Origin of the sequence: Enterobacter mori LMG 25706, assembly GCF_000211415.1 — a bacterium.
Classification (GTDB): Bacteria; Pseudomonadota; Gammaproteobacteria; order Enterobacterales; family Enterobacteriaceae; genus Enterobacter; species Enterobacter mori.
Genome location: NZ_GL890774.1, coordinates 253,476 through 278,562, shown reverse-complemented (window position 1 = coordinate 278,562; position 25,087 = coordinate 253,476). Strand labels below are relative to the sequence as shown.

General features: G+C 53.1%; 29 protein-coding genes and 2 tRNA genes. 12 read left to right on the top strand and 19 right to left on the bottom strand.

Translation table 11 applies throughout. The annotated features are described in order from the left end of the window. The first annotated feature begins 180 nt into the window (after positions 1-180). Positions 181-621 carry a homoprotocatechuate degradation operon regulator HpaR gene (gene hpaR / locus ENTMO_RS0103150; RefSeq protein WP_010427187.1) on the top strand — a complete coding sequence of 147 codons (441 nt, stop codon included), beginning with the start codon at positions 181-183 and terminating at the stop codon, positions 619-621. Between the two features lie 82 nt (positions 622-703). Beyond that, positions 704-2,368, top strand: coding sequence for a methyl-accepting chemotaxis protein (gene tsr, locus ENTMO_RS0103145; protein WP_010427186.1), 1,665 nt, complete (start codon positions 704-706; stop codon positions 2,366-2,368). A gap of 92 nt (positions 2,369-2,460) precedes the next feature. Here tsr and ENTMO_RS0103140 read toward each other — a convergent pair whose 3' ends face one another. The 13 genes from ENTMO_RS0103140 to ENTMO_RS0103080 all read right to left on the bottom strand — a co-directional run bounded on the left by ENTMO_RS0103140 (position 2,461) and on the right by ENTMO_RS0103080 (position 12,623). Then, positions 2,461-2,967: a GNAT family N-acetyltransferase gene (locus ENTMO_RS0103140; protein ID WP_010427185.1), complete on the bottom strand. Its 507-nt coding sequence runs from the start codon at positions 2,965-2,967 to the stop codon at positions 2,461-2,463. 24 nt (positions 2,968-2,991) lie between these two features. Continuing rightward, positions 2,992-3,465: a hypothetical protein gene (locus tag ENTMO_RS0103135; protein WP_010427184.1), complete on the bottom strand. Its 474-nt coding sequence runs from the start codon at positions 3,463-3,465 to the stop codon at positions 2,992-2,994. Between the two features lie 3 nt (positions 3,466-3,468). Next, entirely contained in the window at positions 3,469-4,212 is a 744-nt protein-coding gene (locus ENTMO_RS0103130) for a winged helix-turn-helix domain-containing protein (protein ID WP_010427183.1), read from the bottom strand. 146 nt (positions 4,213-4,358) lie between these two features. Then, positions 4,359-4,910 (bottom strand): helix-turn-helix transcriptional regulator, encoded by a 552-nt coding sequence (locus ENTMO_RS0103125; RefSeq protein ID WP_010427182.1) that lies wholly within the window; start codon positions 4,908-4,910, stop codon positions 4,359-4,361. A 201-nt stretch (positions 4,911-5,111) separates the two neighbouring features. Next, the gene (opgB, locus tag ENTMO_RS0103120; RefSeq protein ID WP_010427181.1) at positions 5,112-7,403 is read right to left on the bottom strand and encodes a phosphatidylglycerol--membrane-oligosaccharide glycerophosphotransferase; all 2,292 of its coding nucleotides are present in this window, start codon (positions 7,401-7,403) and stop codon (positions 5,112-5,114) included. A gap of 270 nt (positions 7,404-7,673) precedes the next feature. Continuing rightward, positions 7,674-8,156 carry a YjjA family protein gene (locus ENTMO_RS0103115; RefSeq protein WP_010427179.1) on the bottom strand — a complete coding sequence of 161 codons (483 nt, stop codon included), beginning with the start codon at positions 8,154-8,156 and terminating at the stop codon, positions 7,674-7,676. A gap of 84 nt (positions 8,157-8,240) precedes the next feature. Then, a complete protein-coding gene (gene dnaC / locus ENTMO_RS0103110) occupies positions 8,241-8,978 on the bottom strand; it encodes a DNA replication protein DnaC (RefSeq protein WP_010427177.1) in 738 nt (245 codons plus the stop codon). Beyond that, on the bottom strand, positions 8,975-9,520 hold the full coding sequence (gene dnaT, locus ENTMO_RS0103105) for a primosomal protein DnaT (RefSeq protein WP_010427175.1): 546 nt from the start codon (positions 9,518-9,520) through the stop codon (positions 8,975-8,977). Before dnaT ends, dnaC begins: the two co-directional genes overlap by 4 nt. A 149-nt stretch (positions 9,521-9,669) precedes the next feature. Next, positions 9,670-10,098 (bottom strand): organic hydroperoxide resistance protein, encoded by a 429-nt coding sequence (locus ENTMO_RS0103100; protein ID WP_010427173.1) that lies wholly within the window; start codon positions 10,096-10,098, stop codon positions 9,670-9,672. A gap of 84 nt (positions 10,099-10,182) precedes the next feature. Next, complete coding sequence (locus tag ENTMO_RS0103095; RefSeq protein WP_010427171.1) at positions 10,183-10,635, bottom strand: MarR family winged helix-turn-helix transcriptional regulator; 453 nt, start codon at positions 10,633-10,635, stop codon at positions 10,183-10,185. 41 nt (positions 10,636-10,676) lie between these two features. Further along, positions 10,677-11,318: a TetR family transcriptional regulator gene (locus tag ENTMO_RS0103090; RefSeq protein ID WP_010427169.1), complete on the bottom strand. Its 642-nt coding sequence runs from the start codon at positions 11,316-11,318 to the stop codon at positions 10,677-10,679. Positions 11,319-11,385: 67 nt separating this feature from the next. Continuing rightward, entirely contained in the window at positions 11,386-11,859 is a 474-nt protein-coding gene (locus ENTMO_RS0103085; RefSeq protein WP_010427167.1) for a threonine/serine exporter, read from the bottom strand. Further along, positions 11,850-12,623 (bottom strand): threonine/serine exporter family protein, encoded by a 774-nt coding sequence (locus ENTMO_RS0103080; RefSeq protein WP_029484941.1) that lies wholly within the window; start codon positions 12,621-12,623, stop codon positions 11,850-11,852. Before ENTMO_RS0103080 ends, ENTMO_RS0103085 begins: the two co-directional genes overlap by 10 nt. A 413-nt stretch (positions 12,624-13,036) precedes the next feature. Here ENTMO_RS0103080 and ENTMO_RS0103075 point away from each other — a divergent pair, with 413 nt between their 5' ends. Together ENTMO_RS0103075 and bglJ are read left to right on the top strand one after the other, a co-directional pair. Continuing rightward, a complete protein-coding gene (locus ENTMO_RS0103075; protein ID WP_010427163.1) occupies positions 13,037-13,771 on the top strand; it encodes a helix-turn-helix transcriptional regulator in 735 nt (244 codons plus the stop codon). Continuing rightward, positions 13,771-14,406 (top strand): DNA-binding transcriptional activator BglJ, encoded by a 636-nt coding sequence (gene bglJ / locus ENTMO_RS0103070; protein ID WP_010427161.1) that lies wholly within the window; start codon positions 13,771-13,773, stop codon positions 14,404-14,406. Before ENTMO_RS0103075 ends, bglJ begins: the two co-directional genes overlap by 1 nt. A gap of 37 nt (positions 14,407-14,443) precedes the next feature. On the opposite strand, the gene ENTMO_RS0103065 is transcribed toward bglJ, so the two are convergent. After that, complete coding sequence (locus ENTMO_RS0103065; protein ID WP_010427159.1) at positions 14,444-14,902, bottom strand: YbaK/EbsC family protein; 459 nt, start codon at positions 14,900-14,902, stop codon at positions 14,444-14,446. 328 nt (positions 14,903-15,230) lie between these two features. Here ENTMO_RS0103065 and ENTMO_RS0103060 point away from each other — a divergent pair, with 328 nt between their 5' ends. Then, positions 15,231-16,577 (top strand): PTS cellobiose transporter subunit IIC, encoded by a 1,347-nt coding sequence (locus ENTMO_RS0103060; protein ID WP_010427157.1) that lies wholly within the window; start codon positions 15,231-15,233, stop codon positions 16,575-16,577. A 95-nt stretch (positions 16,578-16,672) separates the two neighbouring features. Here the strand turns inward: ENTMO_RS0103060 and fhuF are convergent, their stop codons facing one another. Beyond that, positions 16,673-17,461, bottom strand: coding sequence for a siderophore-iron reductase FhuF (fhuF, locus tag ENTMO_RS0103055; RefSeq protein ID WP_010427155.1), 789 nt, complete (start codon positions 17,459-17,461; stop codon positions 16,673-16,675). 91 nt (positions 17,462-17,552) lie between these two features. After that, the gene (locus ENTMO_RS0103050) at positions 17,553-18,617 is read right to left on the bottom strand and encodes a GGDEF domain-containing protein (protein ID WP_029484940.1); all 1,065 of its coding nucleotides are present in this window, start codon (positions 18,615-18,617) and stop codon (positions 17,553-17,555) included. Positions 18,618-18,832: 215 nt separating this feature from the next. Here ENTMO_RS0103050 and ENTMO_RS0103045 point away from each other — a divergent pair, with 215 nt between their 5' ends. After that, positions 18,833-19,102: a DUF1435 domain-containing protein gene (locus tag ENTMO_RS0103045; protein WP_162829260.1), complete on the top strand. Its 270-nt coding sequence runs from the start codon at positions 18,833-18,835 to the stop codon at positions 19,100-19,102. A gap of 40 nt (positions 19,103-19,142) precedes the next feature. Here ENTMO_RS0103045 and ENTMO_RS0103040 read toward each other — a convergent pair. The 3 genes from ENTMO_RS0103040 to rsmC form a co-directional block, all read right to left on the bottom strand. Continuing rightward, positions 19,143-19,229, bottom strand: a tRNA-Leu gene (locus ENTMO_RS0103040). Between the two features lie 28 nt (positions 19,230-19,257). Further along, positions 19,258-19,344 (bottom strand) — tRNA-Leu (locus ENTMO_RS0103035). Positions 19,345-19,518: 174 nt separating this feature from the next. Continuing rightward, on the bottom strand, positions 19,519-20,547 hold the full coding sequence (gene rsmC, locus ENTMO_RS0103030; protein WP_010427148.1) for a 16S rRNA (guanine(1207)-N(2))-methyltransferase RsmC: 1,029 nt from the start codon (positions 20,545-20,547) through the stop codon (positions 19,519-19,521). A gap of 102 nt (positions 20,548-20,649) precedes the next feature. Between rsmC and ENTMO_RS0103025 the strand changes: the two genes are divergently transcribed. The 6 genes from ENTMO_RS0103025 to ENTMO_RS24555 all read left to right on the top strand — a co-directional run bounded on the left by ENTMO_RS0103025 (position 20,650) and on the right by ENTMO_RS24555 (position 25,065). Next, entirely contained in the window at positions 20,650-21,063 is a 414-nt protein-coding gene (locus ENTMO_RS0103025) for a DNA polymerase III subunit psi (RefSeq protein ID WP_010427146.1), read from the top strand. Continuing rightward, complete coding sequence (gene rimI / locus ENTMO_RS0103020) at positions 21,032-21,475, top strand: ribosomal protein S18-alanine N-acetyltransferase (protein ID WP_010427144.1); 444 nt, start codon at positions 21,032-21,034, stop codon at positions 21,473-21,475. Before ENTMO_RS0103025 ends, rimI begins: the two co-directional genes overlap by 32 nt. A gap of 20 nt (positions 21,476-21,495) precedes the next feature. Further along, the gene (yjjG, locus tag ENTMO_RS0103015) at positions 21,496-22,173 is read left to right on the top strand and encodes a pyrimidine 5'-nucleotidase (RefSeq protein WP_010427143.1); all 678 of its coding nucleotides are present in this window, start codon (positions 21,496-21,498) and stop codon (positions 22,171-22,173) included. A 91-nt stretch (positions 22,174-22,264) separates the two neighbouring features. Next, the gene (gene prfC / locus ENTMO_RS0103010) at positions 22,265-23,854 is read left to right on the top strand and encodes a peptide chain release factor 3 (protein ID WP_010427141.1); all 1,590 of its coding nucleotides are present in this window, start codon (positions 22,265-22,267) and stop codon (positions 23,852-23,854) included. 304 nt (positions 23,855-24,158) lie between these two features. After that, positions 24,159-24,776 carry a molecular chaperone OsmY gene (gene osmY / locus ENTMO_RS0103005; RefSeq protein WP_010427139.1) on the top strand — a complete coding sequence of 206 codons (618 nt, stop codon included), beginning with the start codon at positions 24,159-24,161 and terminating at the stop codon, positions 24,774-24,776. Positions 24,777-24,903: 127 nt separating this feature from the next. Further along, a complete protein-coding gene (locus ENTMO_RS24555; RefSeq protein WP_003856556.1) occupies positions 24,904-25,065 on the top strand; it encodes a DUF1328 domain-containing protein in 162 nt (53 codons plus the stop codon). Positions 25,066-25,087 lie beyond the last annotated feature (22 nt).

The following is a 25,087-nucleotide window of genomic DNA, read 5'->3' as shown; positions in this document are numbered from 1 at the left end:
GAAGTGAAAAATTTGTGATATGAATAACAATAAATTTACATATGAATTTTTATTTATATATAAATCATGTTGTTAATAAAAATGAATGGTTTCTGTTAGACTTTTTGACGGAAAACGTGTTGTTTATAAAAGCATCTTTTAGTGATTGTTTACTTGTTAATGATGTGAAGGGGAGAGGCTATGCATGACTCATTAACCATCGCGCTGCTGCAGGCGCGGGAAGCGGCGATGTCCTACTTCCGCCCGATCGTAAAGCGGCATAACCTGACCGAGCAGCAGTGGCGCATTGTGCGCGTTTTGGCTGAACATCCGTCGATGGATTTTCACGATCTGGCGTTTCGCACCTGCATTTTGCGCCCGAGCCTGACCGGCATTCTGACGCGCATGGAGCGCGACGGTCTGGTGCTGCGCTTAAAGCCGGTGAACGACCAGCGCAAGCTGTACGTGTCGCGGACCAAAGAGGGGAATGCGCTGTATGAACACGCCCAGGCGCAGGTCGAAGAGGCGTATCGGCAGATTGAGGCGGAATACACGCCGGAGAAGATGAAGCAGCTGACGGCGCTGCTGGAAGAGTTTATTGAACTCGGAAACCGGGATAACGCAGCGCGGGAAGAAGAGTAAAAACCACAAATTCCAGGATGATTTTCGTAAAGTTTTCCCTTTCCAGGCCGAAAATTCTGTATCTGTCTGAGGAAGAGAAAACATGTTAAACCGTATTAAGATTGTCACCAGCTTACTGCTGGTTTTAGCGATATTTGGCCTTTTACAACTCACATCCGGTGGTCTTTTCTTTAATGCCCTGAAGAATGACAAAGAGAATTTCACCGTCCTGCAAACCATTCGTCAGCAACAATCTACCCTCAACGGGAGCTGGGTTGCCCTGCTGCAAACCCGTAACACCCTGAACCGCGCGGGTATCCGCTACATGATGGATCAGAGCAACATCGGCAGCGGCGCGACCGTTTCCGATCTGATGCAGATTGCGTCTGCCTCGCTGAAGCAGGCGGAAAAAAACTGGGCGGATTACGAAGCCCTGCCGCGCGATCCGCGTCAGAGCGACGCCGCTGCGCTGGAAATCAAGCGTAATTACGAGATCTACCACGGCGCGCTGGCTGAGCTGATTCAGCTGCTGGGTGCGGGGAAAATCAACGCCTTCTTCGACCAGCCGACCCAGAGCTATCAGGACGGTTTTGAGAAGCAGTACGTGAGCTACCTGCAGCAGAACGACAAGCTGTATGAGACGGCGGTGAAAGACAGCAACAGCTCTTACAGCCAGGCTATCTGGGTGCTGATTAGCGTGCTGATTGCCGTGGTGGTGGTGATTGTCGCCGTCTGGCTGGGCATCAAGCAGGCGCTGATTTCTCCGCTGAATCGCCTGATCGACAGCATTCGTCATATCGCCAGCGGCGACCTGGTGAAGCGCATCGATGTTGAAGGCTCCAATGAGATGGGTGAACTGGCCGACTCGCTGCGCCACATGCAGGGCGAGCTGGTGCGTACCGTTGGCGACGTGCGTAACGGTGCCAATGCCATCTACAGCGGCGCGAGCGAAATCTCGATGGGTAACAACGATCTCTCGTCCCGTACCGAGCAGCAGGCCGCATCCCTGGAAGAGACCGCGGCCAGCATGGAAGAGCTGACCGCCACCGTGAAGCAGAACGCCGAAAACGCCCGTCAGGCGAGCAACCTGGCGCTGAGCGCGTCTGAGACCGCGCAGAAAGGTGGTAAAGTGGTGGATAACGTGGTGCAAACCATGCGTGACATCGCGGGCAGTTCGCAGAAAATTGCCGATATTATCAGCGTGATCGACGGCATTGCCTTCCAGACCAACATTCTGGCGCTGAACGCGGCGGTAGAGGCGGCGCGTGCTGGTGAACAGGGACGTGGCTTTGCCGTTGTTGCAGGCGAAGTCCGTAACCTGGCGCAGCGCAGCGCCCAGGCAGCCCGTGAAATCAAGAGCCTGATTGAAGACTCCGTCAGCCGCGTGGAAGTGGGCTCTACTCTGGTAGAGAGCGCGGGGGAAACAATGGGTGAGATCGTGAATGCGGTAACCCGCGTGACGGACATCATGGGTGAAATTGCGTCTGCGTCTGACGAACAGAGCCGCGGTATCGACCAGGTCGGCCTGGCGGTCGCGGAGATGGATCGCGTGACCCAGCAGAACGCCTCGCTGGTTGAGGAATCTGCCGCAGCGGCCGCCGCACTGGAAGAACAGGCGAGCCGTCTGACCCAGGCCGTGGCGGTGTTCCGCATTCAGCAGGAGCAGATGAAAGCGCGCGAGTTCGCGTCAGCGAAAAACGTTGTCACCCCAGTGATGTCGCGTAAAGCCGCGACGGCCGACGCGGGTGATAACTGGGAAACGTTCTAATCCAGCGCGTTGTGCCGGGTGGCGGCTACGCCTTACCCGGCCTACGGTTCAGGGATTTGTAGGCCCGGTAAGCGAAGCGCCACCGGGCGATATCAAAGCGGCAGACGCATAGCGCAGCGGGAGTTATACGCTAAGCCGTGCGCTGCTTCTTCTTCACGTTTTTCACCCAGTTCAGGCGTGAGTTCAGTGACGTATTCAAACCCCAGCTTTTCATAGAATGGCGCATTCCACGGCACGTCCCGGAACGTCGTTAACGTCAGTGACGTCAGCCACTTTTTACGGGCATGCTCAGCCGCACAGTCGATGAGCTGCCGACCTATACCTTTTCCCTGCCAGTCCAGATCAACCGAAAGCTCCACGATAAACAACGACAAAGGATGGGCTTCTGCGAGGAGAAAACCCACAGGACGATCCGCTGCCAGCGCCAGCCAGCTCAGGCCCTGTTCGACATAGTCGCGATGCTGTTCAACGGAAATGACGTCGCCATCAGCGAGCCAGGCCAGTTCAGGACAGGCTCGAAAACGCTGGCCTGCCGCGCGCTCAATGGCGGGCAGACTGGCAACGTCATGCGCAGGGGTGGGGCGGAAGGTGATTTTCATGGCGGCAAGGATAGCCTGATCTGTTTATTCCGAGCAGATCAGCAGTGGCGAGTAGAAATTGCCGATCACCATCGCCTCTTCCGGCGTGCGTTCGAGGGTCAGTAACCTTTTCTGTCCCGGCGTTAAGCCAGCAACGTATTTCTCAAATACCCCATCGGGTGATTCATCGTGGCTAAATCGCTCGACCTTGATAATGGTGATTTCAAAAAGCGTGTCGTGCATGTGCCGCCAGTTAAACGTTTCCTGACGGGAGACTTCCCAGCCCTGCCGGATATTCTGCACATTGCCGTTGAGCGTGAAGTAACCCGTGCCGTCGGGGTGAAATCGCATCAGGATCTCGCCGTCGAACGTGAAGTTGTTGTCGTCACGCTGCTGCGTGAAGGTCAAGTTACCTTCGCAAATGACGGGCAGGGGCGGTGTATGTCGGTACCATGCCACGGCCATGATGATTAACAGCAGGTTGAAGGCGATAACCAGCCCTATTTTTTTACGCGTCATGATTCACCATTCGTAGGCATAAAGCGTGCGGCAGGCGCTGGCGGTGTTCTCTTTCGACAGGGAGCATTGCGAAAGCACCATCCTTCCTTCATGGCCGTAGAAGAGCGTGTTCTGAATGTGCAGATAAAAGAGGGAGTTTTTCAGGCACGGCAGGTTGCCGTCGCGCTGTATCGCTTGTGCCAGCGCTATTGCCTTGTTGCGAAACACATCTGCCAGCGGTGAGAAGGTGTAGACCGGACATTCACCGAAATGTGTCAGAAGATGCATTTCTGCATGCTGCTGGTTTTGCTTGATCGCGACTATCCAGATGCACAGCGCCAGCACCACAAGCGTCAGCCCGCTACAGAGCAGCCATTGAGGCTGAAAATGATGCGGCCTGCTGGCTGAGACTGGGCAATCAGATTTTTCAGCCTGGGAATGGACCGTGATGTCCGCGCTCAGCATAAAGCCCACTTTGGGCACGGTGACAATAAACAACATCTCGGGCACGAGGCTTGCCAGCAGTTTCCGCAGGATACTGATGTACTGATTAAGTGAATTGTTGGAGCCCTGCAGGCCGCGCTCATCCCACACGTCATGCAGGAACGCCTCGCGTTCGATGACGTTACCGTGATGGAGCACCAGCATTTTCATAATGCTGTTGGCGGTTGCCGTCATCACCTGAGGTTCGACATCTGGCGTATCAACAAGTGAAACGGAACCGTCTTCGTCGTTATAGACGAGGGTATCAGCTAGCAGGTATTTCATAGAGTATTGTCAAAGGAGCAGTTGGAAAAATACAAACGGTGAATAGTACGCGTGCTATTCATCTAAGAAGCTCGGTATTCTAACTGCTTTGTTACCGATAACATTGATCCAGTCGGGCATTCTCGCTGTTTAATAAATGAGCATCGTCAGAGGTAAAGCGAGTGCTGTTCCAGCAGGCAGATTTTTCGGTGAAACTCCGCCAGGTTCTGGCAGCGGAATTTGGTCATCGCGTTACGCTTGTGGGTATAGATGGTTTTGGGGGATTTATTCAGCAGTTGCGCAATGCGAACCAGGCTGATCCCTTTACTGAGCAGGGTACACACCCGCAGGTCAGAGCGGGTGAGGTTAGCATCAGGACGGTAGCGCTGGGTGAAATCGGCGTTTCTTAAATGCTGGCTGAGCTGGATAATCGAGATGTTTCCAGCCAGCACCCTGACGCGCCCGGCAGGCAGATAGACGTTGATGTCGTTCACGCGACATTCGTCCGTAAATATAAGCCAGCCGTTATCGGTGGTCTCTTTCATGATTTGCTCGCGCATGCGCAAGATGGTTTCCGGGCTGACGCTGTTGATCCAGAAAATATCAGGACGCGGCGTCATCATCATCGAAATAAGCGTTTTCAGGCCAAGCCACAGGAAATAGTTATCGCTCAGAACGATGACGTGAAAGTCGACGTGGGTGCTGCGTGAGAGAGTCATGTCAGGTGTCGCCCGTTAACGTGAGGGAGCCAGAGGGTCCTCATGAAAATCAAAGTAGGGCAATACTCTACATTCTGAGCCTAAACTAATATGTATATAGATTAGATTGCGTTAAATATAGTGATTTTCTCTTTTTTATAATAACTATAAAGCTTTTTATAATTTTGAAATTGCCCGGCGGAACGCCGGGCAGAGAGGATATTAACTGTCGCGACTGATAATTTTAATTTCCACCATCCCGATCCCAAGCTGTCTCGGGGAATGGCCGAGGATATTGCCTTCGTTAGTGGACTGCGGGTCTGGCGGAACGATGACGAGCGTGCTACTGCGCGACGGATTGTCGAAATGCAGCGTGGTGGTGCTTACGTCATTGCCAAGCGTCAGGGTCTGTTCTTTATCCCCCACGCGCACCGGGATAGGGCGGTTAGCATTGGGCCCGAACGCTCTGGCCGTGATCACCAGATCGAATTTTTCCGGCAGCGGATGGGCATACTCAATTTTCACTTCGTCACCCAACTGGGCGTTGGACCAGCGCCCCCAGGATTCCGGACGGGAGATGCCGCTGAACTGTTTGACCTCTTCCGGCGCGCCGGCCACGTTAAAGATAAAACTGTCCGCTTTATAGCGAATGTCGTTATCGACAATCTTCAGCATGTCGACGTTACGCTGATAGCGCGCGGTATCGATAACCGTATCGTTAAACGCCGTTTTGCCTTTCCACTGTTTTTTATCAACATGCTGGACGGACTGCTCTCCGCCGAGCTGTCCCTGAGCGACACACCAGTCGGTAGACAGGGCCAGCGGCTGCGACCAGAGCTGGCCCATCTTGTAGCACGCGTCGATCCAGACAAAATTGTCGCGCGGTGCGAAGTCAGCCAGCTGATAGCGCAGCGGTGCGGAGTATTCACTTTCCGGCAGCGGTTCGACGCGGTTGTCCGACACGCGCAGCAGCAGCGGCAGGCGGAAGTGACTGCCGGAGAAGGCAATCATTTTTTTATCCTGGTCGATGGTGAAGTCTTTCATCTCTTTCGGGAAGTTCCACAGGCGGATGATATCCGGCTTCCACGCCAGGATTTTCTCCTTCATGTTGAGGAACACTTCTGACAGAGATTGCCCGGACAGCGTACTGCGGCCAAGGCCAATAAAGTTATCGCCGCCCAGTATGTCCAGCACCGTGGCGCCGTTATCCATCGAGTTACGCCGGGTGGCGATCACCTCCTGCTGAGGCTGGTCGCCGCGCAGGATGAAGAACAGGTTGCTGCGGTCCTGCTTGTTAAGCTCATCCCAGGCGCTGTTTTTCATCGCCAGATGGTCAGACGACACCACAATCACCGTGTTTTTGAAATACGGCGAGGCTTTGATTTTGTCGATCAGCGCGGCGATATGTTCCTGGCTGCAGGTGACGGCGCTAAATGACGTATTACTCTTGCCATTGATGTCATAATTTTTGCGTTTACAGGTACGAGAGACAAATCCATCCGGATGATGGGTATCCACGGTCAGGGCAAAGAGCGAGAAGCGTTTGCCCGCGCGGGAGAGTTCCTCGAATTTTTGCCAGGTTTCGTCCAGCACCGTATCGTCGTAGAAGCCCCAGTCGTTACGGTAGCTCGGGTCCGCGACGAGGGTTTTTAACTCTTCAGAGCCGTAGAGGTGGTCAAAGCCGTGTGATTTCAGGAACACATCTTTGCCAGCGAAACGCAGGTTTGCGCCCTGCATAAAGTAGTTTTCGTAGCCGGAATTTTTCAGGATATCGCCAAGACAGACATTTTGCGGGAAGAAGCTCGACATGGACGCCGAGGCGTTGCCCTCAAAAGGCGCGAACAGGGGGATACCGCACTGCGACGCGACCATACCGGCGATGGTGTAATCGGTGCCGGGTAACTGCATGGTGTGGCTGAAATCGAGACCTTCGTTTTTCAGGGGCCCCAGATCAGGGGTCAGGTTCGGGAAGGCATCGTTATCAAAATAGGTGCGCTCCAGGCTCTCGCCGTAGATATAGACGAGGTTGAGCTTCGGATTGTCGATCTTCTTCGCGGGTTCTTTGTAATACGCCACGAAATCGGGATCACCCTCGCGCGACTGGGATTTCACCAGTTCGGTGATTTGGTGGAATGCCGGGCTGGCGTCAACAGAGGCCAACGCCAGGCACAGCGCCAGAAGACTGTAGCCATGATGGTGCGGGGGATGGCGACGACGACGCAGCACCCAGGCAAGGGAACCAAAAATAGCAACCAGAGCAAATACCACGCCCAGACCGGGAAGTATGTACTTACCAACCCCTGCGCCCGTCAGGCTATTCGTCAGGGTGTAGAGTACCGCATCATTAATACCGTCACCGGTAAAGTAATCGCTGGCGTATAACGGAATGTTCAAAACAATAAAAATGCCGAGCACCACCAGCGTGGCAATAAACCACCAGGTATTTCGGCCCGCTTTCCAGGCGTAAACGCCAACGGAAGCCAGGAAAAGGATAAGGGACATTAACTCTGACAACAGCATATCCTCATGACGCCAGACGCTTTGCTGGCTAACTGATTATTTTTTGGGTAATACAATGTAATGGCGATGTCGTTTAGCTGCAATTTTAGTGTCACGAAAGTGTGCTGTTGTTAGGATTTGGTTTAGAAAATCGTTTTTTTGAAGGCGGTCGCATCCTGGCATGCGGACGCTGAGACGGTGTTAAGGCAGGAAAACAGTCGTTTAACGCCGCGCCGTAAGACTAACGTAACAAACGCGGCATGTTGTGGCAGAAAATGGGGTCAATCAGGAGATGAAATTAACGCCTTGTTTCAGCACCAGATCGCAGGCTTTGGTTTTCACCTGTTTTGCCAGAGAGGAGTTACCGATGGTGCTCAGGTTCAGCTGCTGACCGTTTTGCGCATTCAACAGGCCCTGAATACCGTCCATATAGTTGGTGTCCGCTTTCTGCTCCTGCGTGTCCAGACCCAGCTTACCCAGCACCTGGTTTTTTACGTTTTGCGCATCGGTGACGGAAGCCAGCTTCTGCTTCGCACAATATTCCAGGATCCCCGCCGCGTTGTTCATCGTACCCGCACTCAGGCTCTGGGAGCTGTTACCCAGCAGGCTGGTGAGGGAAGAGGCAGACAGCCCACCCTGCGTGCTGCCGCTCTCTTTGGTCAGTTCGTTGGCTGCGCTGGAAAGTGACTCCTGCCATGACGCTGCCTGCACCGCGCTGGTTGCCAGCAGTGCACCGAAAAGTGTGCTGATAAGTAACTGTTTTTTCATAATGGCTTTCTCAAAAAGGTCCGTTTAGGGCCGGAAGTGGTTCCAGTATATACCTCCGCGCCGCGCGCGATTCCTGGAACTGTCTTAATACTCTTTGCCGGTGACGCGGCTGCGATAACTTTCCCAGTCAAAGATGACGTACAGACTGTTGCCGAGCTTCATGCGATCCATTACGCGTTCTCCCAGCAGACGGGTCATTTCGTCGATATTGTGGTTTGTTAGCATTCCGGTTGGCCGCTTGGAGGAAGAGCGGCGGTCAACAATCTGGTTGATGATGACTTTTTCATAGCGGGATTCCGTCTGAACGCCAATCTCGTCGATGACCAGCAGGTCAACGTTGCTCAGGTCATTAAGCAGCTGTTCTTCGCTGGTTTCGCGGTTGCTGAACGTCTCTTTCATGGCAGACATGATATCGGCCACGGTGATGATCAATACGGATTTACCCCGGAGCAGCAGCTCGTTGCAGATGGCCGCTGCAAGGTGGTTTTTTCCGGTGCCGGGTTTGCCGCTGAAAATGAAGCTGGCGATGTTGCCATCAAACTCGTCCACGTACTGACGTGCCTGACTCAGCGCATTCATTTGTCCCTGAGACTCGACGTTGTAGTTATCAAACGAGCAGTTCTGATGAAGCGGGCGGATACCCGAGCGGTTAAAGGTGCGCTGCATTTTCATCGCACGGTTCTCACGGGCGAGCGCCGCCGCACGTATTTCACCTTGCTCTTTTTGCCACGCCAGCAGCTCTTCACCCGTTGTGAAGGCTGGCTTCACGTTGGCTGGCATCATTTTTTGCAGACGTTTCATCAGGTCGCCGACGTTCTTCATTTCGCACCTCGGAATCCATTAGGGATCTGTTTGTCCGGTTCAGAAAACGCGTTGATATCGCGCTTGGGCTGGCCATTATTGCTGGCGCGGTTGATTTGAATACTGCGCGCGAGCTTTTGCTGCCACTGCACATGGTGAAACACTTTTCCTTCCGCCTGCCAGTAAGCGGTAAACGCGGCCAGCTCTTCGGGCGTGACCGGCTGCGAGAGCGCAATCCCCCACAGTGCCGCCTGGCGCTGAAAATCAGCATCCGGTTGCCAGCCCGCGTACATGGGGAATTTCCCCATCGGTATGGCAACGGGCGCGTTTTCCGGTTCGTCGAAGAACTGGTTATCCAGGGTGACATCACTGGCCGGGCGCGACAGTCGCGCTTCGATATCCAACAGCTGCGCCAGACGTTCCGGCGTGATTGCGTAAAACGCCGGGGCGTTATCGGCAAACACGGCGAGGGTACCGCCTTCGGCATTGGTCAGCACGCCGCGGGGATCGCGCATAAAGGCATCAATGCCAGCGATGCTGGTGGTCAGGATTCTGGAGGACATAACGCTTTCTCTACTGGGTTACTACGGGCGTGATATGGGCTTATGGTAGCACAGAGAGGGGAAAGGAAAGGAGGGGATTTCCCCGGTGGCGCTGCGCTTACCGGGGCTACAGCCGTAGGCCTGATAAGCGCAGCGCCATCAGGCAGTTATCACGCGATGATGTTCAGCGTGACGTCGATATTGCCGCGCGTGGCGTTAGAGTATGGGCAAACGATGTGCGCCGCATCCACCAGTTTTTTCGCTTCCGCAGGATCCATTCCTTCAACGTGAATGTTCAGCTTCGCTTCGATACCAAAACCGGTTGGCAGTGGGCCAATGCCGACTTCACCTTCGATAAACGCCTCTTTCGGCAGCGCGAATTTGTCACGAGCGGCCACAAACTTCATCGCGCCCAGGAAGCAGGCGGAGTAGCCCGCAGCGAACAGCTGTTCCGGGTTGGTCACTTCGCCGCCCATGCCGCCCATCTCTTTTGGCACACCCAGTTTAACGTCCAGGACGCCGTCGGAAGAGGTCGCGCGGCCGTCACGGCCTCCGGTGGCTTTGGCTTTGGCAGTGTAGACAACTTTTTCTAAAGACATGGCAGGTTCCTCATCTTACATTTGTGTGTGCTATTAAATAGCGTGCGATATATATAGGTAAAGAAAGACGCGTAAAGTATAGCCTTACGCGTGGTGTAACTGTTGTCGCAAAAGCTCAAGCTGCTGCTTAAGCGCCAGCATCGTGTCGGTATCGCATTGCGCTGCGCACCCAACCGCGTGAGGGATCCCCACGGCTTGTTGCTGGAGTGCACGCCCGGCATCGCTCAGGGTGACAGCAACCTGGCGTTCGTCTTTACGGGAACGGTGGCGGTTGATCAGCCCGGCGCTTTCCAGACGCTTTAGCAGCGGCGTCAGCGTGGCTGAGTCAAGAAACAGTCGTTCGCCAATGTCCGACACCGTCACGTCATCCTGCTCCCACAGAACCAGCATGACCAGGTACTGCGGGTAGGTCAGGTTCAGCGGTGCCAGCAGTTGCCGGTACAGCTTATTAAGCGCCAGGTTTGCTGAGTAGAGGGCAAAACAGAGCTGGTTATCCAGCAGCAGCGCGGCATTGGTGTCGTTCGTTTTTGCGTTCATGAGAGGAATATAGGTAGTGTGCGATATAATTGCAAGCTATTTTATGGGCACGTATAGCGAAGTGCCACCTGGACCGCCATTTTCCGGTAGTGCTGACGCTGAGCGGCTTCGTCTGCTCCCTCTTCGAACAACAGCGTAAAGGTATAGCTGTTGGCGACATAGTGGAAGCTGAAGCTGCTGATCAGGCGGTGAAGGTCGCGCGCGTCTACCATCTGATTGAACAGCTGCTTCTCTTTTCCACGCTGCAGAATGGCTTCCAGCAGTTCCAGCGCGCGGCGGTTAACCTGGCGCAGGTAGTTGGACTGTTGCATGAAGCGGCCGCGCTGCATGTTCTCCATACAGATGATGCGAATGTAGTCCGGGTGGTCGGCGTGGTAGTCAAAGGTCGCTTCAACAAGATGAACCAGCGCTTCTACCGGCGGCATACCGGCAAGGCTGAGCCGTTTCTCACTGGCGCGGATCTGGGTATAAACGTACTCCAGGGCCAGAAGATACAGGTTTTCTTTATTCTTAAAATGATACACCACCATCCGTTTGGTCGTGCCGGCTTTCTCGGCGATTTGCTCCATGCGGGCACCGTTTAGCCCATATTCGGCAAACAGCGCAATGGCGCTCTGGAAAATGTTTTCCTTCAGGCTGGATCCTTCATTGTGTTCCGGGTTTTCGCTGCCAGGGTTAGCCACATCCTTTCCTTATCGTCACCAAACAGAATGCAGGGATTATTACCATGGCAGCGTGATAACACAAATCTCAAACGCGCGGGCGCTTGCGGTAAAGCCACAAGCCGGGAATCGACAGGCCGATGGAGAGCGCCCCGACAATGGAAGACGCCTTCAGGAAGTTGCTCAGCAGGAGGATCATTTGCGGCTCGGTGTAACCAAAATGGCTGATCTTTACCGCTGAAATCATCGCGGTATAGGCGGAGATGCCCGGAAACATCGGAATAACGGCCGCCACGGTAAAGACCTTTGGATGCGCCAGATACCAGCGCGACCACTGAATGCCAATGCTGCCGACCAGCATCGAGGCCATAAACGTTGACCATTCGATGTTGAAACCTGCCGTCATCATGACCATACGTGAACCGTGACCAATGGCGCCCAGCAGTGCACACCAGGGCAATGCCCGCTGCGGCACGTTGAACACCATTGCAAAGCCGACGGCGGGAATGGCGGCCAGAAGCATGTCCTGCGCCAGCGCAAGGAGAAATTCGATTATGCCCATCCGCGTAACCCCCACAGCGTCATCGCCATGACCACGCCGATGCAGGGGGCGAGCGTCAGAAGACTGGCAATCGCCCAGCGCGCGAGGCCGGTATTGATGTGCCCTTTAAACATGTCGGCCACGGCGTTAATCAGCGGAAAGCCCGGGACCAACAGAAGCACGCTGGCGGCCATGGCAATCGTCGGGGTGTTCGCAAATTGCGGCAAGCGCAACAGCAGGCCAGAAACCGTGGTGGCAACAAAAGCGGTAATGCAGAAGTTAATTTGCGGGTGCAGTTGCCGGTGGGTCAACAGCTGGCGGACATACATGGCGATGCTGCTGGCGAAAAAGGTGATGATGGCACCGTCCCATCCGCCCTGGTTGAGTTTGCAAAAACAGGCGCACGACAGCCCAACCATGACCACTACCAGCCAGCGCGGATAGCGTAACGGTTTAATTTGCGCGAACCGTTTCTCAATTTCTCTCAGATCCAGCAGCTTATGCTCAGCAAGAATGACGATGTGCTGCACTTCCGTCACGACGTGCATATTGATGCCGCGATCGTGATTTTTACGGGTGGACGTCAGGCACTGCCCGTCTTTTATGGTGGTCAGTACAATGGCATTCGACGAGATGGAACTTTCGACGCTGTCCATGCCGAGCGCCACGCCAAGACGCGTTGAGAGTTCCTCGACGAGGGCGCTTTCTGCCCCGTGCTGTAAGAGAAAAAGCCCGCATTGAATACATATCCGCGTCGTTGCGCGTTGCGTTGACTGATCTTGCATGTATTGCCCTGAAGAGAGGATGGATAGCTTGCCTGTTGGCCCGGAATGCTTATTTTTAGCACAAAGTGCGGTGTCACTTGCTCTGGGTCAGATCAAGATTTGTGCAAACAGCCACATGAGCGAAAGTGAAGGAAATCGATTAATAATATTTATTTTATGAATGTTTAGGGGTTAAAAATATATCTCGCATATATTAAGTATTTCTAATTTTATATTTTCGTTCTTTTCAGGTAACTGTAATTAAATTCGGTTGTTATTTATGAGATATTAACCCTGTTTTGGGCATTTCTTAATCTTGTAAAGGTTTTCTTAAAATTTTCATTATTGATGTTGTGTGCACTCAGGGATGAAATAATTTTCTCTCAATGCGTTTTATCGCTATTTAGAAAATGAAGAAAGGACTCGGAGGTTCTATGTTGCCATTGAAAGGTAAACACGGAGTTGTGATTAGTAAGATACCGGTTATGCAATCCGGGCTTGGTGGGGTGATGGCACGCCATTTCCCCGAGTATGAACTGACCTTTTGCCGCTCGATTCAGGAGCTAACACTGCTGCAACTCCGCCGCGCCAGTGTGGTTGTTGCTGATATTTCTGGTGATTATCGAAATCCTCGCGGTACGCTCGAGCAATATTACGGGTTGCTGAATCAGTATCGGGATATCCATTGGATCTTTTTAGTGTCCCGCCCCCTTTACCCTCTGGCGGTAGAATTACTCATGCGTCCTGAAAGCACCTTGCTGTCAGATATGGAACCGATCGACGGGGTCATTAATGCTATTCGTGCCGGAAGTGAACGTGCAGAACGAATTAGCCAGACGTTGTTAATGCCGGACACGCCAGAGCCTGAAGATGAGTCCGAGAGCTTTATCGCGCTCACCCACTCTGAGCGCAAAGTATTGCGACTGCTGGGGAAAGGCTGGTGTATTAACCAAATCGCGACGTTATTGAAGAAGAGTAACAAAACGATCAGTGCACAGAAGAACAGTGCGATGCGCAGGTTGTCCCTGCGAAGCAATGCCGATATGTATGCCTGGATCAGCAGTATACAGGGGATGCGAGAACTGAGTTTAATGTCGGCCTATGGAGAGTTTGAGGAATGGAAGAGACCGCAGCAACAAGACATATCGCCGTCATCGAAAATTGCGTAATGAGTGCTGTTGGGCTGCAGCATATTTTTGCTTTGCCGGCATTCAGCAGCTATCAGGTCCACCTGTTTAGTCGATTCGACAGTTTTAAAGAGGCACTTTCCCAGACCGCGTTTTATTCGGTTATTTACTCATTATCCGATGCGCGTGAGGAGCGTCGTAACTGTCTTGCGAGTCTGCGTGACCTGATGTTCTCGCACGCGAATATCCAGCGTATTGTCCTGGCGTCAGATGATGTAGAAGCGAGGCTGATTTGCCATCTTTCTCCGGCACGCCTGCACGGGATTATCAGTAAATCGGTGTCGCTTGAGCAGTTGATCCAAGGAATGGTGACCTTTCTTAACGAAACGCATCGTGTAAACGACAACATGTACAATCACTGGTATGTGAATCAGAACCGCATGTTGAGCCCCACCGAACGGGCAATTTTGCGTTATATGTCGTCGGGCTATTCCATCCCTGAAATCGCGACACAGCTTGAGCGCAATATTAAGACTATCAGGGCGCACAAGTTCAATGCGATGGTAAAGCTCGGGGTCAATTCTGATGTGGGATTACTGGATGCAGCAGATATCCTCGCTCATCTTCCCGCCCGGGAGCCTCGTCTCTCGGCATTAATTTTGCCTTCATTCTCTTAGCCGTTTGTCATGCGCCAGAACGCTTCTGGCGCAACAATCAAATGCAGACATCCACCCATTTTGCTGCAGTCAGTTCTGCCATTCTGTCGGGAGAAATACGTACGGCGCTGTGAATTGCACCGGCAGCAGGCAGCACTTCAGCGTACTGTTTCAGTGAAACGTCGCAGAAAACGGAAAGGGGATTCTCCAGCCCGAAAGGGCAGACGCCACCCACGGGATGACCCGTAACGGTGACCACTTCGTCACTGCTCAGCATGCGTGCTTTGGCGCCGAATGCATCTTTCAGTTTTTTGTTATCCAGCCGCGCGTCACCTTTGGCCACCACGAGAATAACTTCGTTTTTAATCTTTAACGATAGCGTCTTGGCGATTTGACCCGGTTCAACGTTATGCGCTGCAGCAGCCAGGGCCACGGTCGCGGTGCTTTGGCTAAGCTCGATGATTTCGACATCGGGTGCGTTGTCGGCAAAAAACTGCTGTACAGACTGCAAACTCATTGTTTCCTCCTGACAAATATCCTGCGTAATCTGTCATAAGCCTTTAGGTTCTGTAAGTATCTCTTCAGTAACAATTATCCTGTTGGGCCGATTTATGGATCGCCTTCACATTCACGGAAACCGGTTACAGTAACCGGTTGCAGAGCGTGAATCAGAGATTAATACTGAGAATGTAACGTCCCCTGTATCCAATAATAAGAGCTAATTATGAAACCATTTCTTCTGAGCAGTACCGCTGGTACGCAAGCCGGCAAGGTTGTGAAGCTGATTTATGGAACAACGTGTGGCGCGAATTCGCCCGTAACGAACGTCTGACAGGAGAGCTGCTATGTCTGCCAACCATGCTGCGTTTAATCTGATATTCCGTTTCGTTGAAAATTACGTCAGCCCGATTGCCGGGCGAATCTCTTCCCAGCGTCATGTTATGGCTATTCGTGATGGATTTATCTCTGCGATGCCGTTCATGATTGTGGGGTCATTCTTGCTGGTGTTTGCTTACCCACCGTTCTCACCTGATACGACCTGGGGTTTTGCTCGCGCCTGGCTGGATATGGCGAAGCAATTTGAAGGGCAAATTCTCACCCCGTTTGATAGGACGATGGGCATTATGTCCATTTATATCTGTGCGGCCATCGCCTACAACCTGGGCAAACATTATGTGAAATCTCATCAGCTTGACCCGTTCATGTGCGCCATGCTTTCTCTGATGGCGTTTCTGCTGGTTGCTGCGCCGAAAACCAAAGGCACTCTGCCTGTCGACAGCCTCGGCGGAACGGGGATCTTTACCGCCATTCTGGTGGCGGTTTACTGCGTTGAAATGATGCGTTTCCTGAAATCGCACAACATCGGTATTCGCCTGCCAGACCAGGTGCCACCGATGATCAAAAACTCCTTTGATCTGCTGATCCCGGTTCTGGTGGTTGTGCTGACGCTGTACCCGCTGAGTCTGCTGATTCAGTCTCAGTTTGGTATGCTGATCCCGCAGGCTATTATGTCGATCTTCAAACCGCTGGTTTCCGCTGCTGACTCGCTGCCTGCTATCCTGCTGGCGGTATTGATTGGTCACTTGCTGTGGTTTGCGGGTATCCACGGGGCTGCCATTGTCTCCGGGATGCTGCAGATGTTCTGGCTGACCAACCTGGGCGCTAACCAGACCGCGCTGGCGGCAAGCCAACCTCTGCCACACATTTTTATGGAAGCATTCTGGACGTTCTTTATCGTGATTGGTGGCTCTGGCGCAACGATGGGGCTGGTGATCTGCTATCTGCGTAGCCGCTCTGCACACCTGCGTTCAATTGGACGTTTGAGCGTGGTGCCCAGCTTCTTTAACATCAACGAACCCGTCATTTTTGGTACGCCGATTGTCATGAACCCGGTGTTCTTTATTCCGTTCCTGCTGGCACCGATGGTAAACGCCGTGCTGGCCTGGGCGGCGATGACGTTTGATCTGATTGGTCGCGTTATCTCAGTTGTTCCCTGGACAGCCCCTGCTCCGATAGGCGCGGCATGGGCGCTGGGCTGGGACTTCCGCGCGGCTATTCTCGTCGTTGTGCTGGCCTGCGTATCGGCCATTATCTACTACCCGTTCTTTAAAGTGTACGAGAAGCAGTTGCTGGAACAGGAAGCGGAAGAAGCACAGCGTAACGCGGAAGAGGAAAATCAGCAGGTAGCCTAGGTAAAAGCAAAACGGCAACTCATGTTGCCGTTTTTAGTGTTTGTTCCCTCTCCCTGTGGGAGAGGGGCAGGGTGAGGGCATCAGGCTGGGCCTGACTACTTCAGCGTGCAATCCCCGCACTGCTGAACGTCAGGCAGGCGATTGCGCTGACAGCAGGTCCGACGCACCAGAAGGCCGTCACGCGGGACGACGGTACGGAATAAAGGGTTATCCCGCCCATCAGAAAGCTGTTTTGCAAAGAAACAGGACTGGCGCAGGGCATCCACTTTCTCATCGCCCAGCAGCGGTTTCATCTCTGTTAAATACCAGTGGATTAGATAACCGGTATTACTCCAGATAAGCTTTCCATTAATTTCTCCCGTCTGCTCAAGCACGTCAATTACCGGCATCAATGCCTGAGTGATGAGCTGTTCCATGCGCTCCTGAGCTGAGCGTTGCCCGGCACGCATATCTTCGTGAACGTCAATCCAAAAGCAGGCCGCACGCCCGGTTTCGTGGAACTCCACGTGGAAATGTTCCGGGGAGAGATCCATCATCGTGTCCTGGGTTAACAAGGCCACCATGATCGGCGGGACCATCAACCCGATGTACCATTGCGCCCAAAGAGAGAGCAGGGGTTTATTTTCCCGCGCAAGGGTCGGTTGATTGCGATAGATATGGTCGGAATACGCTGCCAGCAATGACTGGCGTTCTGCCGGACGCTGCCATTCGGCAAGCGTCATGGTGTTATGCGGGTGAGGCTCATCCAGCTTGATAAAATCCAGCAGAGGAGCGCGGGTATCGGCAATCCTGTCACGAATAGCATCCGCAAGCGTAGCGCTCCCTGTGGAGAGAGGGGCTCGCCAGAGAAGTGAGTCAACGGCTTGTGCGGTACGTGTCGCCATAAGGATAGGAATCTAAATGATAATGATTGCCAATCCTAACTATAGATAAAAACGATCGCAAGCCTTTTGTCCTGAATGTGGGATGTCGGGCTTAAGCTGTCTGCAACTCGTCGCTGAGCAGGATGTTATTACGCCCCATGTGCTTCGCTTCGTAGAGGGCTTTATCCGCTTTCTCCAGCGCGCCTTCCGGGTCATCGTCATCATAGATGGCAATACCGATACTGATGGTGACGTTTGTTGCCACGCTTTCGTTGAACATATGCGGGATTTTTAAATCGTAGACCTTCTGGCGAATGCGCTCAGCCGTCTGGCGGGCATGATCGAGCGAGATGCTCGTCAGCAATACCATAAACTCCTCACCGCCAAAGCGTGCGACGATATCACGCGAGCGTACGGCATCACGGATCGCCGCTGAGACGCGGATCAACGCCTGGTCGCCCATCATGTGGCCGTAATGGTCGTTGTATGCTTTAAAATGGTCGATATCCAGCAGCAGAACGAAGTGTTCACCGTTATCGACTCTCGGCAGGTTTTCCAGTCGGCTTTGCAGGCCGCGACGGTTATACAGGCCGGTGAGCGGGTCCATCATGCTGAGATCGGAAAGCGTCTCGCGTTCTTCCAGGAGTTGGGAAAGAAGCGTCTGAGCAAAGCGATCGTTACGTTTTTGCAGGATGTTATGTATGCCAATCGCCGCCACCGGGAGGGCAAAGGAGTAGATCATTCTCAGCCAGCTTTCATGACTGCCTAACCACAGGCAGACAATAAAGGCGGGTAATGAATGAAGGGTAAATGCCTTGATATTGCTGGCAAATGCCAGGGAACCAATAAAAAGCACCGTTAAGAGTGCCATGACTAAATAGGTCGCCCGATCGTGCGTAATTAACGAAAATTTCGAGACAATTTGCCAGGCCCACAAAATACCGAAGATCGCTGAAACGACGGGAATATTGATTTTCCGGGTTCTCTGTTTCCAGTGCCAGGCGAACAATCCCGTGCTGAGAATAAAAATAGCCACCAGGGGGAACGAGAACAGGCGTACAGAATAGAGCGGGTTTGTTACCGAGAACACCGCTGAGGCTGCATTCAGAAAGAGAAATAAACGTAAAGATAATTGATATTTGCTGTTGACCAAAGACCGCCAGGATTGTGATGTCATAGTAATGCTTTTTTATTAATATTTAATTAAAACAAATGAATAGGTGTTGTTAGAAAATAGTAAAAGCAAAAAAGATGAATAGTAATTATCAGAAAATCTTTATAGGGAGTTAACAGATGAGCAATTTATCACCTTAGACATTTCCTGTCATTATGGGAAAGGTAAAGGTCGATGGATTTTGATGATGAATGCTGACAAATGATAATTGTTATCATATGATATTGGTTATCATTATTGATGCGAAAGGGCAAACCATGTTGAGCAAAGCGCTGGGAAGTGGTTGGGGAGTGTTGCTGCCTGGGGCAATGATTGGCGGTCTGTTGTTTGCCGATCTCTCCATCGATATCTGGAAAGCCATTATTGCTTCAGGGCTGTTAGTCACGTCAGGGATGATCTGGCATAAGCAATTACGGCACTTTGTGCTGCTGCCTTCATGCGTTGCGCTGGTCAGTGGAATACTGGTAATTCTGATGAGTTTGAAATAACAGGAAAAACAAGAGGTACTTCAGAGGAACGTAAGATAATTGGTGCGAGGGGGGGGACTCGAACCCCCACATCCGTAAGGACACTAACACCTGAAGCTAGCGCGTCTACCAATTCCGCCACCTTCGCCCAGTGCGAGCAATATCAACGTGATTTATGGTGCGAGGGGGGGGACTCGAACCCCCACATCCGTAAGGACACTAACACCTGAAGCTAGCGCGTCTACCAATTCCGCCACCTTCGCATACCATCGATACTGTAAAAGTATCGTAACCACGGAGGCGCATTCTAGATGTTTTCAGCTTTACGTCAACTGAAAAGTGCGCACCTTTTATTGATTGCTGCAAAAATGGCCGGAACTGAGACGCCTGCTTGCCGGATGGCGCTTGCGCTCATCCGGCCTGCATTGCATGGCGAATTATTTCTTCGCCTGACGCGTCATGACGGTGCGGTAGACTTTGAAGCGACCAGTCTGGGCGATCACTTCATGGAAGCCAAAGGTTTCGTCCAGCACTTTCGGGTACGCCAGGAAGGCGTTCGCAACGATACGCAGCTCGCCGCCGCTGTTAAGGTGACGGGTTGCACCACGGATCAGCGTTTGTGCTGCTTCAAGGCTGGTTTCCATACCGTCGTGGAACGGCGGGTTGGAGATAATCATGTCGAAACGACCGGTAATGTCAGAGAAGACGTTGCTGGCAACCACTTCCCCTTCAATGCCGTTTGCGGCAAGCGTTGCGCGGCTGGCTTCTACCGCCGGGGCGCTGACATCACACAGAGTTAAACGCACTTTTGGCGAATGGCTGGCAAGCACTGTTGACAGTACGCCCGCGCCGCAGCCCACGTCCAGCACTTTGCCTTTGGTGTGCGGCGTCAGGGTAGACAGCAGCAGTTTGCTACCCACATCCAGATAGTCGCGGCTGAACACGCCCGGCAGGGTTTTGATGGTTAAGTCGTCTAACTGATACTCGTCCCAGAATGCATCGGCATCAAATGTTGCCTGTTTTTCCAGACGGCCATGGTACAGACCACAGCGACGCGCGCTATCGACTTTATTCAGTGGTGCGAACGCTTCCAGCATCTGTTCAGCGCTACGCACGCCGCTGCGGTTTTCACCGACCACGAAAATATCGCAGCCAACGGGCAGCAGGGAGAGCAGGTTCATCAGCTGGAACTGGGCTTCCGGTTTGTTCTTCGGCCAGTAGTAGATCAGCGTGTCGCAGTCGGCAACGTCGCTCTGTTCTGCCACCAGGCTAAAGCGCGCGCGCTCGCCCATCTGGCGGCTCAGCACCTGCCAGTGGTGGTAGTGTTGGGTATGGGCACGGCTTTCGGCACAGTCGAAACGCGCAGGCAGGTCATCCTGCATATCTCCGGCAAACAGAATACGGCTTTGTTCGAAATCATCACTGTGGCGCAGCAAGACTTCACTTGCCGGGGTAAATGCAGACATGAATTGTTCCTCAATAAACTCAGGCGGGGATTATAGTAGGTAGATGGCGCACTTTCGACACATTTGCTATATTTGCGCGCCTGAGAGACAGGAGTTTTCCCTATGACATCCCGACGAGACTGGCAGTTGCAGCAGCTGGGCATCACCCAGTGGGCCTTGCGTCGCCCGACGGCGTTGCAGGGCGAAATCGCCATTTCCATCCCTGCGCACGTTCGGCTGGTGATGGTGGCGGAAGAACTGCCTGCCCTGAATGAACCCCTTATCGGTGATGTCCTTCGCAGCCTGAAGCTGACGGCCGACGAGGTTTTACAGCTGACGCCAGAGCGTGTCACGATGCTTCCTCCCGAAAGCCGCTGTAACAGCTGGCGCATCGGGGAGATAAACGACATGCCTCTCCAGGGGAGCCAGATCTGCTCGCCAGCGCTGGACGAACTGAAAGCCAACCCAAAAGCGCGAAGCGCGCTATGGCAACAAATCTGCGAATATGAACACGATTTCTTCCCTCACGACGTCTGACCTGACCACCGCGTTTGCGATTGAAACACGCGCCCACGCCTTTCCGTGGAGCGAAAAAACCTTCGCCAGCAACCAGGGCGAACGGTACCTCAACTTCCGCCTGGACGTTGACGGCACCCTGGCCGCATTCGCGATTACGCAGGTTGTTCTTGATGAAGCGACGCTGTTTAACATCGCCGTTGATCCCGCGTTTCAGCGCCGTGGGCTGGGAAGAGAACTGCTCGAGCACCTCATCCGTGAGCTCGAAACCCGTGACGTTTTCACCCTGTGGCTGGAGGTGCGCGCGTCGAATGTCGCCGCCATCGCGCTCTATGAAAGCTTAGGCTTTAACGAGGCGACAATCCGCCGTAACTACTACCCCACCGCAGAGGGACGTGAAGACGCCATCATAATGGCCCTGCCGATTGGATAACGAAAAATAAGGTTGTAACGATGAAATGGGACTGGATTTTCTTTGATGCCGACGAAACGCTGTTTACGTTCGATTCGTTCGGTGGCCTACAGCGGATGTTTCTCGACTATAGCGTGACCTTCACCGCTGAAGATTTTCAGGACTATCAGGCGGTGAACAAGCCGCTGTGGGTGGATTACCAGAACGGTGCCATCACTGCGTTACAACTTCAGCACCAGCGCTTTGACGTCTGGGCGGAACGTTTAAAGGTCAGTCCGGGGACGCTGAACGAGGCGTTTCTGAACGCGATGGCGGATATCTGTGCGCCACTGCCGGGCGCGGTTTCTCTGCTTAATGCGTTAAAAGGCAAGGTAAAACTGGGGATCATCACCAACGGTTTTACCGCCCTGCAGCAGATCCGCCTCGAGCGCACCGGCCTGCGCGATTATTTCGACGCGCTGGTGATCTCCGAAGAGGTGGGCGTACCGAAGCCGGACCCGCGTATTTTTGACTACGCGCTGACGCAGGCTGGCAATCCTGACCGCGATCGCGTCCTGATGGTGGGGGATACCGCAGAGTCTGATATTCTTGGCGGCATCAACTCCGGCCTGTCGACGGTCTGGTTGAATGCGCATGGTCGTGTGCAGCCGGAAGGCATCGAGCCGACCTGGACCGTCACGTCATTGAACGAACTGGAGCAGCTCCTGTGTAAACAATGATTGCCTGCCCCCTATTGATGGGTAAAATAGCCGCAATTTTGTATTCCATGATGCGTGGCGTGCTGCCGCGCTTATAAAAGAAGATTTAATTATGACGTTGTCTCCTTATCTGCAAGAGGTGGCCAAACGCCGCACTTTTGCCATTATCTCGCACCCGGATGCCGGTAAAACGACCATCACCGAGAAGGTGTTGCTGTTCGGACAGGCGATCCAGACTGCGGGTACCGTTAAAGGCCGTGGCTCCAGCCAGCACGCAAAATCTGACTGGATGGAGATGGAAAAGCAGCGTGGTATTTCGATTACCACCTCCGTGATGCAGTTCCCGTATCACGATTGCCTGGTGAACCTGCTGGACACCCCGGGCCACGAAGACTTCTCTGAAGATACCTACCGTACCCTGACGGCGGTTGACTGCTGTTTGATGGTGATCGACGCCGCGAAAGGGGTAGAAGATCGTACCCGTAAGCTGATGGAAGTCACCCGTCTGCGCGATACGCCGATCCTCACCTTCATGAACAAACTCGACCGTGACATTCGTGACCCGATGGAAGTGATGGACGAAGTCGAAAGCGAACTGAAGATCGCCTGTGCGCCAATCACCTGGCCCATCGGCTGCGGTAAGCTGTTTAAAGGGGTTTACCACCTCTATAAAGACGAAACCTACCTGTATCAGACCGGTAAAGGTCACACCATTCAGGACGTCCGCGTCGTCAAAGGCCTGGATAACCCTGAACTGGATACTGCCGTCGGCGAAGAGCTGGCCGCGCAGCTGCGCGACGAGCTGGAGCTGGTGAAAGGCGCATCTCACGAGTTCGATAAAGAGCTGTTCCTGGCGGGTGAAATCACCCCGGTCTTCTTCGGTACCGCGCTGGGTAACTTCGGCGTTGACCATATGCTCGACGGTCTGGTGGAGTGGGCTCCACGCCCGATGCCGCGTAAAACCGACACGCGTGAAGTGGAAGCGCAGGAAGAGAAGTTCACCGGTTTCGTCTTTAAAATTCAGGCCAACATGGATCCGAAACACCGCGACCGCGTGGCCTTTATGCGCGTGGTGTCCGGCAAGTATGAGAAGGGCATGAAGCTGCGCCAGGTGCGTACCGGGAAAGATGTGGTGATCTCCGACGCGCTGACCTTTATGGCGGGCGACCGTTCGCACGTTGAAGAAGCCTATCCGGGCGATATCATTGGTCTGCATAACCATGGCACCATCCAGATCGGTGATACCTTCACCCAGGGCGAAATGATGAAGTTCACCGGTATTCCGAACTTCGCACCGGAACTGTTCCGTCGTATTCGCCTGCGCGACCCGCTAAAGCAAAAACAGCTGCTGAAAGGCCTGGTTCAGCTCTCCGAAGAGGGCGCCGTGCAGGTGTTCCGCCCAATTTCGAACAACGATCTGATCGTTGGCGCGGTCGGTGTGCTGCAGTTCGACGTGGTGGTTGCGCGTCTGAAGAGCGAGTACAACGTGGAAGCGATCTACGAATCCGTAAACGTGGCGACGGCGCGCTGGGTTGAGTGTTCTGACGTGAAGAAATTCGAAGAATTTAAGCGTAAGAATGAGATTCAGCTGGCGCTGGATGGCGGCGATAACCTGACCTATATCGCCCCAACCATGGTAAACCTGAACCTGACGCAGGAACGTTATCCTGACGTTCAGTTCCGCAAAACACGCGAGCACTAATTCCCTCTCAGAGCACGGCTACCGCCGTGCTCTTCTTTAATTCCTGTCTTATTAATCCCTTGCGGAATGTTCTTAATTCACGGCAATTTCACGCCTTTTGCTCATTTTCTATCCGATTCTGAAAGCGACACTGTGAGAGTGATCTATATTTAACTCAGTGTTTAGCACCGGGCGTGGATGAATAAACTGTTCAATGCATGACTTTAGGTTCTCCATTTCACCCGTGTGCTTATTCGCGAAATATAAAACTAGTAATAAAGGACGTTTGTCGCTCGAATGACGAGCAAAACACAGGAATACATCGATGAATATGACAAGACTTAAGATTTCTAAAACTCTGCTGGCGGTGACTCTGGGTAGCATTCTGGTTAGCGGTTCTGCCCTGGCGGAAAGCAGCACCATGGATAAAGCACAGTCCACTGCCAACACCGCAGGGGAAAAAATCGATAGCTCTATGAATAAAGTCGGTAATTTCATGGATGACAGCTCCATCACAGCAAAAGTGAAAGCCGCACTGGTGGATGATGAAGCCATCAAGAGCACCGATATTTCCGTTAAGACCGACAAGAAAGTCGTCACCCTGAGCGGCTTCGTGGAAAGCCAGGCTCAGGCCGAAAAGGCTGTTAACGTGGCCAAGGGTGTCGAAGGTGTCGCATCGGTTAGCGATAAGCTGCACGTTCGCGACGCTAAAGACACCTCCGTGAAGGGTTATGCCGGGGATGCGGCAACCACCAGCGAAATCAAAGCTAAACTGTTAGCAGATGACATCGTGCCTTCCCGCAAGGTGAAAGTAGAAACCACAGATGGTGTGGTGCAGCTTTCCGGCACGGTTGATTCCCAGGCACAAATTGAACGTGCCGAGTCTATTGCGAAAGCGATTGATGGTGTGAAAAGCGTTAAAAACGATCTGAAAACGAAGTAAATCTTCACCATTCGCCCGTCTGGCTGAGGCCTGCGGGCGAAATAAGAACGACTCTGGAAAAACGCCGGTGAGTGACCTGAGCGCTCACGTTTAGCGGCCGACATTAACTATGGTAAAGGAGAGGCTTATGTTTCGTTGGGGCATTATATTTCTGGTTATCGCGTTAATTGCCGCCGCTTTGGGCTTTGGTGGATTGGCGGGTACAGCGGCATGGGCAGCAAAAATTGTCTTCGTCGTTGGTATTATTCTGTTCCTGGTCAGCCTGTTTACAGGTCGACGCCGTCCTTAGCAAAACGCAATATTTCATAAAC